This window comes from Sphingobium sp. FG58, from assembly GCF_057809055.1.
The window spans coordinates 1-14752 of the sequence record NZ_JBMDJF010000036.1; the positions used below are offsets into that span (position 1 = coordinate 1).

The following is a 14752-nucleotide window of genomic DNA, read 5'->3' on the forward strand; positions in this document are numbered from 1 at the left end:
CCTCCGCTTCACGCCCCAACGGTGACGCTGTTACACCACGTAACGGGACACGGCCAGAGGAAGTGCCATATGCGCGCCGGGCGCTATTTTTAGTCCCGATAAGTCTGGGTGGAGATTGAACAACTGGGAAGCAGCCGCAAACGCAACTGCATATGTGAACGTCTGATTTAGCTGCTCTATTACGTTTAGTGGACGATTTTCAACGGGATGAAGTCCGACTTCCTCAAATTTTAAAGCTCGTAAAAGCAGTAACGGATCGTCGCTGTTAGCGACAATCCAATCGCGCGTATGTTTGGCCGAAGCGTGAAGATGCGATAGCATCTCGATAGCCTCGTTGGCGTTGTGTAGAAGAATGACGGACGCGCTCACGTCGCGTCAAACGTTAAACCGGAACAGCATGATGTCGCCATCCTGCGTGACATAGTCCTTGCCTTCCGACCGCCACTTGCCCGCTTCCTTGGCCCCGGCCTCGCCATTAAACTGGACATAGTCGGCATAGGCCATGGTTTCGGCGCGGATGAAGCCTTTTTCGAAATCGGTATGGATCGCGCCCGCGGCCTGCGGAGCCTTGGACCCCTTATGCACGGTCCAGGCGCGCGCTTCCTTCGGCCCTACGGTGAAGAAGGTGATGAGGCCCAGCAATTCATAGCCCGCCCGGATGATCCGCGCGAGGCCCGCTTCGGTCAGGCCCAAAGCTTCGAGATATTCGCCGCGTTCCTCGACCGGCATGGTCACCAGTTCCGCCTCGATCGCCGCCGACACGATCACCGCGCTGGCATTTTCCGCCGCCGCCTTCTCGAACACCCGCTTGGAAAAGGCATTGCCTTCAGACGCCGCGGCTTCCTCGACATTGCAGACGTACAGCACCGGCTTGGCCGTCAGCAGCTGCGCCTGCGCGAACAGCCGTTCCTCTTCCTCGTCACGCGGCTTGGTCAGGCGCGCAGGCTTGCCGTCGCGCAGCAATTCCAGCGCCTGGCCCAGCACAGCGGCGGCAGCCTTGGCTTCCTTGTCACCCTGAGCACCTTTTTTCAGCAGGTTCGGCACCCGCTTTTCCAGGCTCTCCAGATCCGCCAGCATCAGCTCGGTCTCGACCGTCTCGGCGTCGGCGATCGGATCGACCTTGCCCTCGACATGGGTGATGTCGTCATCCTCGAAACAGCGCAGCACATGGACGATGGCGTCGGTCTCGCGAATATTGGCCAGAAACTGGTTGCCCAGCCCTTCGCCCTTGGACGCGCCCCGCACCAGCCCCGCAATGTCCACGAACGCCAGCTGCGTCTCGATAATCTTCTGCGACCCGCCAATCTTCGCGATCGTCTCCAGCCGGGCGTCTGGCACGGCCACGCGCCCCTCATTCGGCTCGATCGTGCAGAAGGGATAGTTCGCCGCCTGCGCCGCCTGCGTCTCGGTCAGCGCATTGAACAGGGTGGACTTGCCCACATTGGGAAGCCCGACGATACCGCAACGAAAACCCATTTGACTGCCTTCACTTCATATTCGATGGCGCGCCCGATAGCGGTTTCAGTCCCTATTGGCCAGCATCTCCATCAGGTAATGACGCTGGGCGCATCCATGCCGGTATAGCCGCTTATGTCCGCCAGCTCCTGCGCGGCGGCCACCAGCGGCGCCAGCGCATCGCCCGTCGCCAGCGTGAGATCGCCGTCAGGGGCCATGTAGCGCTCGATATAGACGCGCAGCGTGGCCCCTTGCGTGCCGGTGCCGGACAGGCGGAACACGACCCGCGATCCATCCTCGAACAATATGCGTACGCCCTGCTGGCGGCTGACCGATCCGTCGGTGGGGTCGGTATAGGCAAAATCGTCGGCCGCGCTGATCGTCCCGCCGCTGTTGCCGGTTCCGGGCAAACTGTCGAGCTTGCCGCGCAGCGCCGCCATCAGCGCATCGGCCCGGTCGGTGGCGATCGCCTCATAATCATGCCGGGCATAATAGTTGCGGCCATAGGTCGCCCAATGATCGGCCATGATCGCCGCGACGCTCTGCTGGCGCACCGCGACGATGTTCAGCCACAGCAGCACCGCCCAGATGCCGTCCTTCTCGCGCACATGGTCGGACCCGGTGCCGGCGCTTTCCTCGCCGCAGATCGTCGCCATGCCCGCATCGAGCAGATTGCCAAAGAACTTCCAGCCGGTCGGCGTCTCATAGAGCGGAACGCCCAGCCTCTCCGCCACCCGGTCGGCCGCGCCACTGGTCGGCATCGAGCGCGCAATACCTTTCAGGCCCGCCTTATAGCCCGGCGCGAGATGCGCGTTCGCCGCCAGCACCGCCAGCGAATCCGATGGAGTCACATAGCAATGCCGCCCGATGATCAGGTTGCGGTCGCCATCGCCATCCGACGCCGCACCGAAATCGGGTGCGTGCGCCGCCATCATCTTGTCGTACAGCTCTTTGGCATGAACCAGATTGGGATCGGGATGGTGATGGCCGAAATCGGGCAGGGGGGTGCCGTTCATCACCGTGCCGGACGGCGCGCCCAGCCGCCGCTCGAATATCTCGACCGCATAGGGACCGGTCACCGCGCTCATCGAATCGAAGGCGAGGGTAAAGCCGCCCGCGATCATCGCCCGGATCGCGCCGAAATCGAACAATTGCTCCATCAGATCGGCATAGAGGGTGACGGGATCGACCACCTCGACCCGCATATCGCCCATCCGGCTGGTGCCGATACTGTCCAGGTCAGTGTCGGCGGCCTCCAATATGCGATACTGGTCGATGGTCAGCGTCCGCGCGTGGATCGCGTCGGTCACCTTCTCCGGCGCGGGTCCGCCATTGCCGACATTATATTTGATCCCGAAATCCTCGTCCGGCCCGCCCGGATTATGGCTGGCAGACAGCACCAGTCCCCCGAACGCGCCCGACGACCGGATCAGGTGCGATGCGGCTGGCGTGGACAAAATCCCGCCCTGGCCCACCAGCACCCGGCCAAAGCCATTGGCCGCCGCCATTTTCAGGACGATCTGGATAACCTCGCGATTGAGATAACGCCCGTCGCCGCCCACCACCAGCGTTTGCCCGGCAAAGCCATCCAGGCTGTCGAACACGGACTGGACGAAATTTTCGGCATAATGGGGCTGGGCAAAGACCTTCACCTTCTTGCGCAGGCCTGACGTGCCCGGCTTCTGGTCGGTAAACGGCGTGGTCGAAACTGTCTGAATCACCCGATAATCCCCTGCATAACGCAATGCCCCGCACCCTTATGGCCTTGGAAGGTCCTTGGGTGCAATGCGGCGATGATTGGGATGTTCTTAAAATCCTCCCTTTCAGGGCAGGGAAATTGCATATGACTTTTCGTTATCTCCACAACGTCATCCTGAACTTGTTTCAGGATCCATCGTGCCCCAAAAGCCGCCGCTTGTAACGAGAAATGGATGCTGAGCCGAAGGCCAGCGAAGCTAAACGAGTTCAGCATGACGATTGAAGGAGAGGATTTTTCCATACGCGATAGCCCTGCCTTGCAGGGGAGGATGAGCATTAGCCACCTGGCTTTCGTTCACTCCGCCAGCCGCAGCGCAACCTCGTTCATGAACCGCGCATCGTCATTCTTGGCGAGCCACTCCGCTTCCGCGCCGATCGCGCCCAGCATGTCGGCCAGCGCGTCGCTCTCGCTCTTGTGATAATTGCCCAGCACATAGTCATGCACCCGGTCCTTATGCCCCGGATGACCGATGCCGATCCGCACCCGGCGGAAATCCGCGCCGATATGTGCGTCGGTCGACCGCAGGCCATTATGCCCGGCATTGCCGCCGCCGCGCTTCACCCTCACCTTCATCGGCGCCAGGTCCAGCTCGTCGTGGAAAACGGTCACGTCCTGCGCCTCCAGCTTGTAGAAGCGCATCGCCTCTCCGACGGAACGCCCGCTTTCGTTCATGAAGGTCGCGGGTTTCAGCAGCAATATCTTTTCCGGCCCGATCCGCCCTTCCTGGGTCCAGCCCTGGAACTGTTTACGGGGCGGGGAGAAGCGATACATGTCCGCGATCAGGTCCGCGACCATGAAGCCGACATTGTGCCGGTGCATCGCATATTGCGCGCCCGGATTGCCCAGACCCACCCAGATTTGCATCTTCCCTTGCTCCTTCACGACAAAACCCCGTTCGCCCTGAGCGAAGTCGAAGGGGCCGCCTGAACGAAGTGAAGGCACTTCGCTTCGCTCAGTGGCAGGCTTCGACTTCGCTCAGCCCGAACGGGGCTTAGGTCAGTCTGACGGGAAAAGGCTTATTCGCCTTCCGCTTCCGCTTCCGCCTCGGTGCCGGCGCTCTTCAGAGCCGACGGCGCAACGATGGTCGCCAGGGTGAAGTCGCGATCGTCGATCGCGGTCTTGGCGCCCTTGGGCAGCGTCACCGCGCTGATGTGGATCGAATCGCCGACTTCGAAGCCGGTCAGGTCGACCACGACATCTTCGGGGATTTCGGCGGCATCGACGATCAGTTCGACATCATGACGGACGACGTTCAGCACGCCACCCTTCTTGAGGCCGGGCGACGCATCTTCATTCTCGAAGCGCACGGGAACGTTGACATGCACGGTGGCATGTTCCGAAACGCGCAGGAAGTCGGCGTGCAGCGGACGGTCCGAAACGGGGTGGAAAGCCACATCCTTGGGCAGGGTGCGGACGGTCTTGCCGTTCACTTCGACCATGATGACCGAATTGAAGAAGTGGCCGGTGCCGAGCAGTTTGTTGAGGAGCTTTTCCTCGACATGGATCGACAGGGGTTCTTCGTTCATTCCATAGATGACGGCGGGTACGCGGCCCTCACGGCGGAGGGCGCGGGAGGCTCCCTTGCCTGCCCGATCGCGTGCCTCGGCCGACAGCGTAAGCTGCTCGCTCATTGCGTGTCTCCAAAAGCTGGTTTGAGTTACTTTTCCCGCCACGCCTCCAGGGATGACCATAGCGGGAGCGCGGCCTTTAGCAGAAAAGTGCGCGATTGCAAGGTGGGGACATGACACAACTTCCGTTCGTCCTGAGTAGAGGCTGAGCTTGTCGAAGCCTCGTATCGAAGGATGCGCGTAAGCTGGTCCTTCGATACGCTATTTGACCTACGGTCGTCTGCGACTCCGACTTCGCTCAATAGCTACTCAGGACGAACGGATGTTGGTGATAGGTCACTGCACCCGCGTCACCGCAAACCCCCGCGCTTTCAGCAGGTCGATCAGATTCTCCCGCCCCGTCAGATGCCCGGCCCCCACCGCAATGAACGGCGCGCCCTTCATTGGTTCGATCGCCTTCACCCAGTCGCGGTTGCGCGCCACCAGCACCGCTTCCTCGACCATCGGGTCGGGCTGCTCGCCATTTTCATCCTCCTTGGCGATCGCGTCCATGTCGCCGGTGGTCCAGGCTTTGAGGATACGATCATACAGCCCCTTCATATCCTTGGCCTCATGCACCGTCTGCACCAGCAGCCGCGATTGCGCCGCTTGCGGCAGCGTGTCGAACGCACCGAACTGCCGCTCGATCGTCTCCAGCCCGCCGATCGGCTTGCCCGCCTTCTTGAAGGTCGCGATCAGCACCGGCTCCACCCCGTCATCCTGACTGACGCCCAGCCCCTGCTGCGTCGCCGCCGACAGCAGCATCGCCGCGGCCCAGCTTTCGTATCCCGACAAGAGTTGCGTGCTGGTCCCGCCCTCGCTGATCGCCTTGTTCAGCGCCGCCTGCTCCTCTTCCGGCACGCGCCGGTCGAGCGGCGGCAGGCCGGGGCTGCGGCCCATGGACTCGAACAGGGCGAGCGTTTTCTCCTCATCCTGCAAGTCCGCCGCCTCCAGTACCAGCCGGTCGGCCTTGGCCATCGCCTCGCTGATCGTCGGCGTTTCCCACCCCACCCCCTTGGGCAGCACATGGATGGTGCCAAACAGCCACCCCTTAAAGTCACCGCGCTGCACCTGCCACAGCGCCGGGCCACCCTTGGCAACGGGGGCGGGGGCAGGATCGCTGCCACATGCGGCAACCAGCGTCAGCGCGCAGAGCGCCAGAAAATGCGCCAGGAAATGGGTGAACAGCCGCATCACTTACTCCTTCACCCGCCGGGTCGCGATGCCCAGCGCCTTCAACTGATCCTGCACGCTTCCCTTGCCCGCCAGATGTCCCGCGCCCACCGCCACGAACACCGTGCCAGGCTTTGCCATCCGCCCCTTGATCCACTGCGCCCAGTTCGCATTGCGCCCGATCAGCAGTATCTGCGCCAGCTGCGGCGTCGCTTCCAGCGACTCGTTCATCGACTTGGCCAGCTTCTTGGGATCGCCCGCCTGCCAGTAGCGCAGCAGCCCCGCAAACTCGCCCTCCATCTCCGGCAGCCCGTCGACCGTCGCGTTCAGAAACTCGACCTGTTGCGCCATCGGCAGCGTAGCGAAGAAATCGATCTGCTGCTCGACCGTCTCCAGCGCCTCGACCCGCTTGCCCGCCTTCACCGCCGCCGCGCGCAAGACCTTTTCCGCGCCCAGATCGGCCCGGTAGCCCAACTTCTGGAGCGGCGCGACCGACAGCGCCATGCCCGCCATCCACGGGGCAAAGCGCTCGAACGCCTGCCACGGCATCGCATTGGCCTCCATCGCCGCGCGATATTTCGTCCGCGCCTCCGCATCCAGCCGGTCGGACAGCGCCACCCCGTCGCCCGCCATTGCCTTGCTGGCCATCGTAGCGCCCATGGCATTGGGATCGTCCGGCTCGACAATCTCCAGCACCAGCTCATCGGCTCCGTCAAACGCGGCCTTCACCCCGCCGCGGAACCAGTCGATCCCCGGCTTCATCACATGGACGGTGCCGAACAGATAGATGGTGGTATCGGCATCGCGCACCCGCCACATCGCAGGGGTAGCGATAGCGGACGAAGTCGGGGCAGGGCGCGCCTGCGCCACGCCACTCATCATCAACAGCGCAGCGGCGCATAAACGGAGCATCTTCATGCCCCACACATGCGGGCAGGGCGGCCCAAGGGCAAGCGGCTTAGGGTGCAGACCCATAAATTACGAGGTCGAGATGGAGACGAAAATGGCTGGTGGGAGGGAGAGCGCGCAGCGAGATAGCGGGACTATCTTGCAAGCGTTCGACCGCTCCACCGGCCATTTTCGTCCCACCCCTTCGGGGCAGGATTGTCCGGGCCCTGTGGTACGTCGAAGCCCTCGACCGGGCAATTCTGCCCGCTCTTCGCGCTTCTCCTCCCACAGAATCCCGGACAATTCTGTCTCGATCCTCGTAATTTATGGGTCTGCACCCTCACCCTGTTTTACGCGCCTTTCCCTTGACCGTTTCAGCCCCATACGCCAATGCGCGAGCCCAAGCTAAACCGTCATATCGCAAGGACCACCCGTGGCCGAAGGCAAAGCGCTTTCCTTCCAGGATCTCATCCTGACCCTCCATGCCTATTGGGGGAAACAGGGCTGCGTCATCCTGCAACCCTATGACATGGAAGTCGGCGCTGGCACCTTCCACCCCGCGACCACGCTGCGCGCCCTCGGCCCAAAGCCGTGGAACGCCGCCTATGTCCAGCCCAGCCGCCGCCCGACCGACGGCCGCTATGGCGAAAACCCCAACCGGCTCCAGCATTATTACCAATATCAGGTGATCATGAAGCCGTCCCCGGCGAACCTTCAGGACCTCTATCTGGGGTCTCTGGTAGAGATCGGCATCGACCCGCTGGTCCACGACATCCGCTTTGTCGAGGATGACTGGGAAAGCCCGACGCTGGGCGCCTGGGGTCTGGGCTGGGAAGTGTGGTGCGACGGCATGGAAGTCAGCCAGTTCACTTATTTCCAGCAAATGGGCGGCTATGACTGCAAGCCGGTCGCGGGCGAACTCACCTACGGCCTCGAACGGCTCGCCATGTATATTCAGGGCGTCGACAGCGTCTATGACCTGAAATTCAACGACGCGGGCGTCACCTATGGCGACGTGTTCCTTGAGAACGAAAAGCAGATGTCGAAATGGAATTTCGAGGTCGCCGACACCGAAAAACTGTTCCGCTGGTTCAAGGATTGCCAGTCCGAATGGCGCCAATGCATCGACAATGGCGTCCCGCTTGCCGCCTTCGAGCAAGCGATCAAGGCGTCCCACACCTTCAACCTGCTCCAGGCCCGCGGCGTCATCTCGGTACAGGAACGCGCCAGCTACATGGGCCAGGTCCGCGACATGGCCAAGGGCAGCTGCGAAGCATGGATGCAGAGCAACGGGTGGACCGCGTGAATCCTCCCCGGCACGGGGAGGGGGACCGCGCGGCGCAGCCGCGTGGTGGAGGGGGCTTGCCCCGAACGCGTCGCCCGGAAACCTACACCGCCCGCAAACTTCGCCGCGACCTGTCCCTGCCCGAAGTCCTGCTCTGGCAACGGCTGCGAGGCCAGGCCACCGGCCTGAAATTCCGGCGGCAACATCCGATCGGAAGCTATATAGCCGACTTCTATTGCAGCAGCTTGAAGCTGGTCATCGAGGTCGACGGGGAAGCGCATAATCGGGCGGACCGTCCGGCGCGCGATCTCCACCGCAACAGGTTCATGGAAGAGAATGGATATCAGGTGCTTCGCATAGCTGCCTCTGAGATTTTGAAGGATGCTGACAAAGTGGCCGCCTCGATCGCTGCGCTTGGGGCAAGCCCCCTCCACCAGCCTTTGGCTGGTCCCCCTCCCCGTGCCGGGGAGGATATGCAATGACTGACTTCCTCCTCGAACTGCGCTGCGAGGAAATTCCTGCGCGTATGCAATTGAAGGCCAGCGACGATCTCGCCCGCCTGTTTACCGAGGAACTGGCCAAATCCGGCCTCACCCCCGGCGCGATCGAGAGTTTCGTGACGCCGCGCCGCCTGGCGCTCATCGCCCGCGACCTGCCGCTGCAAACAGCCGCCATCAGCGAAGAACATAAAGGCCCGCGCACCAGCGCGCCGCCCCAGGCGCTCGAAGGCTTCCTGCGCAAGACCGGCCTGACCCAGGACCAGCTGGAGGATCGCGACGGCATCTGGTTCGCGGTGGTCAACAAGCCCGGCCGCGCGACTGCCGACGTGCTGGCGCAGGCCATCCCCGCCATCATCCGCGCCTTCCCCTGGCTCAAATCGATGCGCTGGGGCGTCGCGTCCCAGACCACCGAAAGCCTGCGCTGGGTCCGCCCGTTGCAGGGCATCGTCGCGATATTGGGCGAAGACCTCATCTCCTGCGAAGTCGACGGCATCCAGTCGGGCTACGCGACACTTGGCCATCGCTTCCACCATAGCGGCGAGATCACCATCGGCGGCGCCAGCGATTATGCCGAAAAGCTGCGCGCCTGCCACGTCATCGTGTCGCATCAGGAACGCCAGTCGATCATCGCCGAAAAATCCGCGCAGACCGCCGCCGCGCACGGCTACACCGTGGTCGAGGACAAGGGGCTGATCGCGGAAAATGCGGGCCTCACCGAATGGCCGGTCCCGCTGCTCGGCGATTTCGACCCCGCATTCCTGGAAGTCCCGCCCGAAGTCATCCAGCTGACCCTGCGGATCAACCAGAAATATTTTGTGCTGCGGGACGGGCAGGGCAAACTCGCCCCCGCCTTCATCTGCACTGCCAATATCGAAGCGAAGGACGGCGGCGCCGCCATCATCGCAGGCAACCGCAAGGTGCTGGCCGCGCGCCTCTCCGATGCCCGCTTCTTCTGGGAACAGGACCGCAAAACCCGGCTGGAGGACCACGCGACCAAACTGGAACGCATCACCTTCCACGAGAAATTGGGAACGGTGGCAGATAAGGTCGAACGGGTCGCGAAGCTGGCCCGCTGGCTGGTAGAAGAGGGCATCGTCAAGCCTTCACACGTCATCCCCGCGAAGGCGGGGACCCATCTCCCAACCGAGCAGCCAGACGCCACGCCGGAGATGGATTCCCGCCTTCGCGGGAATGACGAAGAGAAAAAACGTCTGGCCACCCTCGCCGAACAAGCCGCCCGCCTCTGCAAGGCCGATCTCGTCACCGAAATGGTCGGCGAATTCCCCGAACTGCAAGGCATTATGGGCGGCTACTACGCCCGCGCCGAAGGCCTGCCCGACGCCGTCGCCGACGCCATCCGCGACCATTACAAGCCGGTCGGCCAAGGCGACGACGTGCCGACAGCGCCGGTCACGGTAGCGGTCAGTTTGGCGGATAAGTTGGATACGATAATTCACTTCTTTGCCGTGGGCTTGATCCCCACGGGGTCTAAAGATCCTTTTGCTCTTCGTCGGGCAGCCATTGGCGTCATAGCTTTAGTGCTGCAAAACAAACTAAAATTTTCCATCGCAAAGGTTGTGGCCAAAACCTATTGGCGATCAATCTTGAATTGGCGAGCGCGTGATGAGGTATTGCGGGCATTCTCTGAGGTATTAACATTCACACGTTTCAGCGTAGATGGCGATCCGATTCCGACGGATGGCCGGGTATATAGGACACCCGACGGTGATAGCTGGACCGATCTCAAAGGCACCATGCTTGATGATTATCCGGTAGAAGCATTGGGATTGCATTGGGAGCGCTCCGATCAAATGGATGCGCGACTTTATCTCACAAAGCATGAAATTGACCGAGGCGTAGCATTCCTATCGTGGGGTGATGTGGTTGAAGATGAAGTTTCAGCCTTCTTCGCCGACCGCCTCAAAGTCCAGCAGCGCGAAGCCGGGGTTCGTCACGACCTGATCGACGCGGTGTTCGCCCTGGGTGGCGAGGATGATCTCGTCCGCCTGCTCGCCCGCGTCCACGCGCTCCAGTCCTTCGTGGCGACCGACGACGGCGCGAACCTGTTGGCCGGCTACAAGCGCGCCGCGAACATCCTCAAGAAGGACGCGCCGAACTCAGCCTCCGTTCGCCCTGAGCCTGTCGAAGGGGTCGGCCGAGCGGAGCCGAGGCCTTCCGACGGTTCGGGCTTCGACTTCGCTCAGCCTGATGCTTCGACTTCGCTCAGCACGAACGGTGTTTTCGCGCTGTCCTACACGCCCGAAATAGCCGAAGCTGCGCTCATCGCCGCGCTCGACGTGGCGGAACCGCGCACGGCACAGGCTGTGGCGGCGGAGGATTTCGAGGGCGCGATGGCGGCCCTTGCAACGCTCCGCGCGCCCATCGACGCCTTCTTTGAAAGCGTGACGGTCAACGACCCCGATCCCGCGAAGCGCACCGCCCGCCTCGCGCTGCTGGCGCGGGTCCGCGATGCGGTCCACAGCGTGGCGGACTTTTCCAAAATTACGGGCTAACGCAATATAATGTCGAATTCACCGGGAAAAGTGCGAAGTTAAGACGTAATAATCCTATTCTGCCGCGCATGATCTGGCTATGACTGTCGGATTGTTGCAATGCAATATAATCGGCAATCAGTGCAGGGAGTGCCGGGAATGAATGATACAGAAGAGGCCATCATGACCACGACCGCAACACGTTATGTTTATCGTTTTGGCGGCGGCGTGGATGATGGCGGGCAGGGTGACCGCAACCTTCTGGGCGGCAAGGGCGCGAACCTCGACGGCATGGCCGCGATCGGCCTGCCGGTCCCCCCCGGCTTCACCATCACGACGGCCATGTGTACCCGCTATTATGAAGATGGCGGCGTCTATCCCGACAGCGTGAAGGCGGAAGTCGCCACCGGCCTTGCCCATATCGAGGGTATCACCGGCAAGAAGTTCGGCGACGCCGCCGATCCGCTGCTCGTCTCGGTCCGCTCCGGCGCGCGCGCGTCGATGCCTGGCATGATGGACACGGTCCTCAACCTCGGCCTCAACGACGAAACCGTCATCGGCCTTGCCAACACATCGGGCGACGAACGTTTCGCCTGGGACAGCTATCGCCGCTTCATCCAGATGTATTCGGACGTGGTGCTGGAACTGGACCATGGCGCGTTTGAAGAAGCGCTGGAAGTCGCCAAGGAAGATCAGGGCTACAGCCTCGACACAGAAATGACGGCGGACGACTGGAAGGCACTGGTCGCCGAATATAAGGCGCTGGTGGAGAAATTGTGGGACAAGCCGTTCCCGCAGGACGTCCATGACCAGCTCTGGGGCGCGATCAGCGCCGTGTTCGGATCGTGGCAGTCGGAGCGCGCGAAAGTCTATCGCCGCCTCAACAACATCCCCGGCGAATGGGGCACCGCCGTCAATGTGCAGGCGATGGTGTTCGGCAATATGGGCGAAACGTCCGCCACCGGCGTCGCTTTCACCCGCGACCCGTCGACCGGCGAAAATGTCTATTATGGCGAATTCCTGATCAACGCCCAGGGCGAGGATGTCGTCGCGGGCATCCGCACCCCGCAATATCTGACGCTGGCCGCGCGGGAGCGGGCAGGGGCCAAGCCGCTGTCGATGGAAGAGGCGATGCCGGAAACCTATGCCGAACTGGCCAAGGTGTTCCAGATCCTCGAAACCCATTATCGCGACATGCAGGACATCGAATTCACCGTCCAGCAGGGCAAGCTCTGGATGCTCCAGACCCGCTCCGGCAAGCGCACGGCCAAGGCCGCGCTCAAAATGGCCGTGGACATGGCGCATGAAGGGCTGATCACCGAAGAAGAAGCCGTCGCCCGCGTCGATCCCGCCGCGCTCGACCAGCTGCTCCACCCCACGCTCGATCCCAGCGCCCCGCGCGATGTGCTGACCAAAGGGTTGCCCGCCAGCCCCGGCGCCGCATCGGGCGCGATCGTGTTCGACGCCGACACCGCCGAGCGCCGCAACGAAATGGGCGACGCCGTCATCCTGGTCCGCACCGAAACCTCGCCGGAGGATATTCACGGGATGCACGCGGCCAAGGGCATCCTGACCGCGCGTGGCGGCATGACCAGCCACGCCGCCGTCGTGGCGCGCGGCATGGGCCGTCCCTGCGTGTCGGGCGCAGGGGGCATCTCGATCGACAACAACGCGAAAATCCTGCGCGTCGGCGGTCGGGAATTGAAGGAAGGCGACATCCTGACCATCGACGGTTCGACCGGCGAAGTGATGGCGGGCGAAGTCCCGACCGTGCAACCCGAACTGGCCGGCGACTTCGGCACGTTGATGGTCTGGGCCGACAAGGTCCGTCGCCTCAAAGTCCGCGCCAACGCCGAAACGCCGCAGGACTGCAAGGTCGCGCGCGAATTCGGCGCGGAAGGCGTGGGCCTCTGCCGCACCGAACATATGTTCTTCGACGCGGCCCGAATCACAGCGGTACGCGAAATGATCCTGGCCGACAGCGAAAAGGGCCGCCGCGTCGCGCTCGACAAGCTGCTGCCCGAACAGCGGGACGATTTCGCGCAGATATTCATGGTGATGGCGGGCCTGCCCGTCACCATCCGCCTGCTCGATCCGCCGCTGCACGAATTCCTGCCCCATGCGGAAGCGGAATTTGAGGAAGTGGCCAAGGCCGCTGGCGTCGGCATCGAAGTATTGAAGCGCCGCGCCAACGAACTGCATGAATTCAACCCGATGCTCGGCCATCGCGGTTGCCGCCTGGGCGTCACCTATCCCGAAATCTACGAGATGCAGGCCCGCGCGATCTTTGAGGCGGCTTTGATCGTCAAGCAGCGTGGCGGCGAAGCGCCGATCCCCGAAGTCATGATCCCGCTGGTCGCGACCCGCAAGGAACTGGAACTGATGAAGGCGATCGTCGATCGCGTCGCCACCGAAGTGTTCGCCGAACAGGGCGACAGCGTCGAATATCTGGTCGGCACGATGATCGAACTGCCCCGCGCCGCGCTCAAGGCAGGCGAGATTGCCGAAGTCGGCGAATTCTTCTCCTTCGGCACCAACGACCTGACCCAGACCACGATCGGCATCAGCCGCGACGATGCGGGCCGCTTCCTGACCCAATATGTGGACAAGGGCATCTTCGCGCGCGATCCCTTCGTCAGCATCGATGTCGAGGGCGTGGGCGAACTGATCCAGCTTGCCGCCGAGCGCGGTCGCAAGACCCGCCCCGGCATCAAGCTGGGTATTTGCGGTGAACATGGCGGCGATCCGGCCTCGATCGCCTTCTGCGAAGCCACCGGCCTCGACTATGTATCGGCCTCGCCTTACCGCGTGCCGATCGCCCGCCTGGCTGCGGCACAGGCCGCTCTGGCGAACAAGAAGTAAGACGAAAGGGCGGGGCGCAAACCCCGCCCTTTTCTTAACCGCTCAAACCGGCGTAGTGGCCCGCCCGAACAGCCCCTTGCGCTGTCCGCCACCTTCCAGCGCGCGCGCCTGCTCGCGCCAATTCTCCCGCGCGATCGTTCCGGGCGTCAGCCCCAGCCGCGCCTCCAGCGCCGCCTCCTGCTCACCATTCAGCGCGGCGATCTGGCCATAGCGCTGATAGCCCGCCTCATTCAGCGACACTTCCTGCGCCTGGCTCAAACCCTTGATCCGGCTCAGATCATCACGCTCTGCGGCAACGCCAGCGACAGGCGCTGCACCAACCGGAACCGTCCGCTTCTCCAGCTCGACGATCCGCGCATTGGCGGCCTCCAACTGTGCGTCGCGATCCTTGACCATGGCCCGGTGCGCGGCCTGCTCGTCCCGCCAGGCCCGGCGATATTTGCCGCGCCCGCTCATCATCAGGCCCAGGATCAGGCCGATGGCCAGCGCGACCAGCAGCAAGGCGATGTCATTCAGGGTAAAGCTCATAAGGACATCCTTTCATTACCGTCTCGAACGGCGGGCGCGGCCAAAAGTTGCCGCGCGGCCCCAGAAAGGCGATTGGTCAGGCGAAAGTGAAAAAAGGGGCTTGCCCAATCCGGCGCGCCCTACTATTCGCGCCACTCCAATGCACCCATAGCTCAGCTGGATAGAGCATCAGACTACGAATCTGAGGGTCGGGCGTTCGAATC

The 14752-nt window shown here is 62.7% G+C and carries 12 protein-coding genes; 4 read left to right on the top strand and 8 right to left on the bottom strand.

Annotated elements, in window-relative coordinates:
- Window positions 1-375: 375 nt before the first annotated feature.
- The 7 genes from ychF to ACODR8_RS19445 form a co-directional block, all read right to left on the bottom strand.
- Window positions 376-1476 (bottom strand): redox-regulated ATPase YchF, encoded by a 1101-nt coding sequence (ychF, locus tag ACODR8_RS19415; RefSeq protein ID WP_294138009.1) that lies wholly within the window; start codon window positions 1474-1476, stop codon window positions 376-378.
- Between the two features lie 71 nt (window positions 1477-1547).
- On the bottom strand, window positions 1548-3176 hold the full coding sequence (locus tag ACODR8_RS19420) for an alpha-D-glucose phosphate-specific phosphoglucomutase (protein ID WP_489008774.1): 1629 nt from the start codon (window positions 3174-3176) through the stop codon (window positions 1548-1550).
- A complete protein-coding gene (locus ACODR8_RS19425) occupies window positions 3173-3454 on the bottom strand; it encodes a hypothetical protein (protein WP_489008775.1) in 282 nt (93 codons plus the stop codon). Before ACODR8_RS19425 ends, ACODR8_RS19420 begins: the two co-directional genes overlap by 4 nt.
- 54 nt (window positions 3455-3508) lie before the next feature.
- On the bottom strand, window positions 3509-4078 hold the full coding sequence (gene pth / locus ACODR8_RS19430) for an aminoacyl-tRNA hydrolase (protein ID WP_489008776.1): 570 nt from the start codon (window positions 4076-4078) through the stop codon (window positions 3509-3511).
- Between the two features lie 152 nt (window positions 4079-4230).
- Window positions 4231-4845 (bottom strand): 50S ribosomal protein L25/general stress protein Ctc, encoded by a 615-nt coding sequence (locus ACODR8_RS19435; protein WP_217674940.1) that lies wholly within the window; start codon window positions 4843-4845, stop codon window positions 4231-4233.
- Window positions 4846-5118: 273 nt separating this feature from the next.
- Window positions 5119-6015: a TraB/GumN family protein gene (locus ACODR8_RS19440; RefSeq protein ID WP_489008777.1), complete on the bottom strand. Its 897-nt coding sequence runs from the start codon at window positions 6013-6015 to the stop codon at window positions 5119-5121.
- Window positions 6016-6018: 3 nt separating this feature from the next.
- Window positions 6019-6912, bottom strand: coding sequence for a TraB/GumN family protein (locus ACODR8_RS19445; RefSeq protein WP_489008778.1), 894 nt, complete (start codon window positions 6910-6912; stop codon window positions 6019-6021).
- Between the two features lie 403 nt (window positions 6913-7315).
- Here ACODR8_RS19445 and ACODR8_RS19450 point away from each other — a divergent pair, with 403 nt between their 5' ends.
- The 4 genes from ACODR8_RS19450 (at window position 7316) to ppdK (ending at window position 14021) form a co-directional block, all read left to right on the top strand.
- On the top strand, window positions 7316-8188 hold the full coding sequence (locus ACODR8_RS19450; RefSeq protein WP_489008779.1) for a glycine--tRNA ligase subunit alpha: 873 nt from the start codon (window positions 7316-7318) through the stop codon (window positions 8186-8188).
- A 56-nt stretch (window positions 8189-8244) separates the two neighbouring features.
- A complete protein-coding gene (locus tag ACODR8_RS19455) occupies window positions 8245-8649 on the top strand; it encodes an endonuclease domain-containing protein (RefSeq protein WP_489008780.1) in 405 nt (134 codons plus the stop codon).
- Entirely contained in the window at window positions 8646-11180 is a 2535-nt protein-coding gene (gene glyS, locus ACODR8_RS19460) for a glycine--tRNA ligase subunit beta (RefSeq protein ID WP_489008781.1), read from the top strand. The genes ACODR8_RS19455 and glyS overlap by 4 nt, the downstream gene beginning before the upstream one ends.
- A 138-nt stretch (window positions 11181-11318) precedes the next feature.
- Complete coding sequence (gene ppdK / locus ACODR8_RS19465) at window positions 11319-14021, top strand: pyruvate, phosphate dikinase (RefSeq protein ID WP_489008782.1); 2703 nt, start codon at window positions 11319-11321, stop codon at window positions 14019-14021.
- 42 nt (window positions 14022-14063) lie between these two features.
- On the opposite strand, the gene ACODR8_RS19470 is transcribed toward ppdK, so the two are convergent.
- The gene (locus ACODR8_RS19470) at window positions 14064-14549 is read right to left on the bottom strand and encodes a hypothetical protein (protein WP_489008783.1); all 486 of its coding nucleotides are present in this window, start codon (window positions 14547-14549) and stop codon (window positions 14064-14066) included.
- Window positions 14550-14752 lie beyond the last annotated feature (203 nt).

Excerpts from the sequence above, each read along its gene's own strand:
- ychF (WP_294138009.1), bottom strand. The coding sequence starts at position 1,476 with ATGGGTTTTCGTTGCGGTATCGTCGGGCTTCCCAATGTGGGCAAGTCC.
- ACODR8_RS19425 (WP_489008775.1), bottom strand. The coding sequence starts at position 3,454 with ATGGAAAAATCCTCTCCTTCAATCGTCATGCTGAACTCGTTTAGCTTC.
- pth (WP_489008776.1), bottom strand. The coding sequence starts at position 4,078 with ATGCAAATCTGGGTGGGTCTGGGCAATCCGGGCGCGCAATATGCGATG.
- ACODR8_RS19435 (WP_217674940.1), bottom strand. The coding sequence starts at position 4,845 with ATGAGCGAGCAGCTTACGCTGTCGGCCGAGGCACGCGATCGGGCAGGC.
- ACODR8_RS19440 (WP_489008777.1), bottom strand. The coding sequence starts at position 6,015 with ATGCGGCTGTTCACCCATTTCCTGGCGCATTTTCTGGCGCTCTGCGCG.
- ACODR8_RS19445 (WP_489008778.1), bottom strand. The coding sequence starts at position 6,912 with ATGAAGATGCTCCGTTTATGCGCCGCTGCGCTGTTGATGATGAGTGGC.
- glyS (WP_489008781.1), top strand. The coding sequence starts at position 8,646 with ATGACTGACTTCCTCCTCGAACTGCGCTGCGAGGAAATTCCTGCGCGT.
- ppdK (WP_489008782.1), top strand. The coding sequence starts at position 11,319 with ATGAATGATACAGAAGAGGCCATCATGACCACGACCGCAACACGTTAT.
- ACODR8_RS19470 (WP_489008783.1), bottom strand. The coding sequence starts at position 14,549 with ATGAGCTTTACCCTGAATGACATCGCCTTGCTGCTGGTCGCGCTGGCC.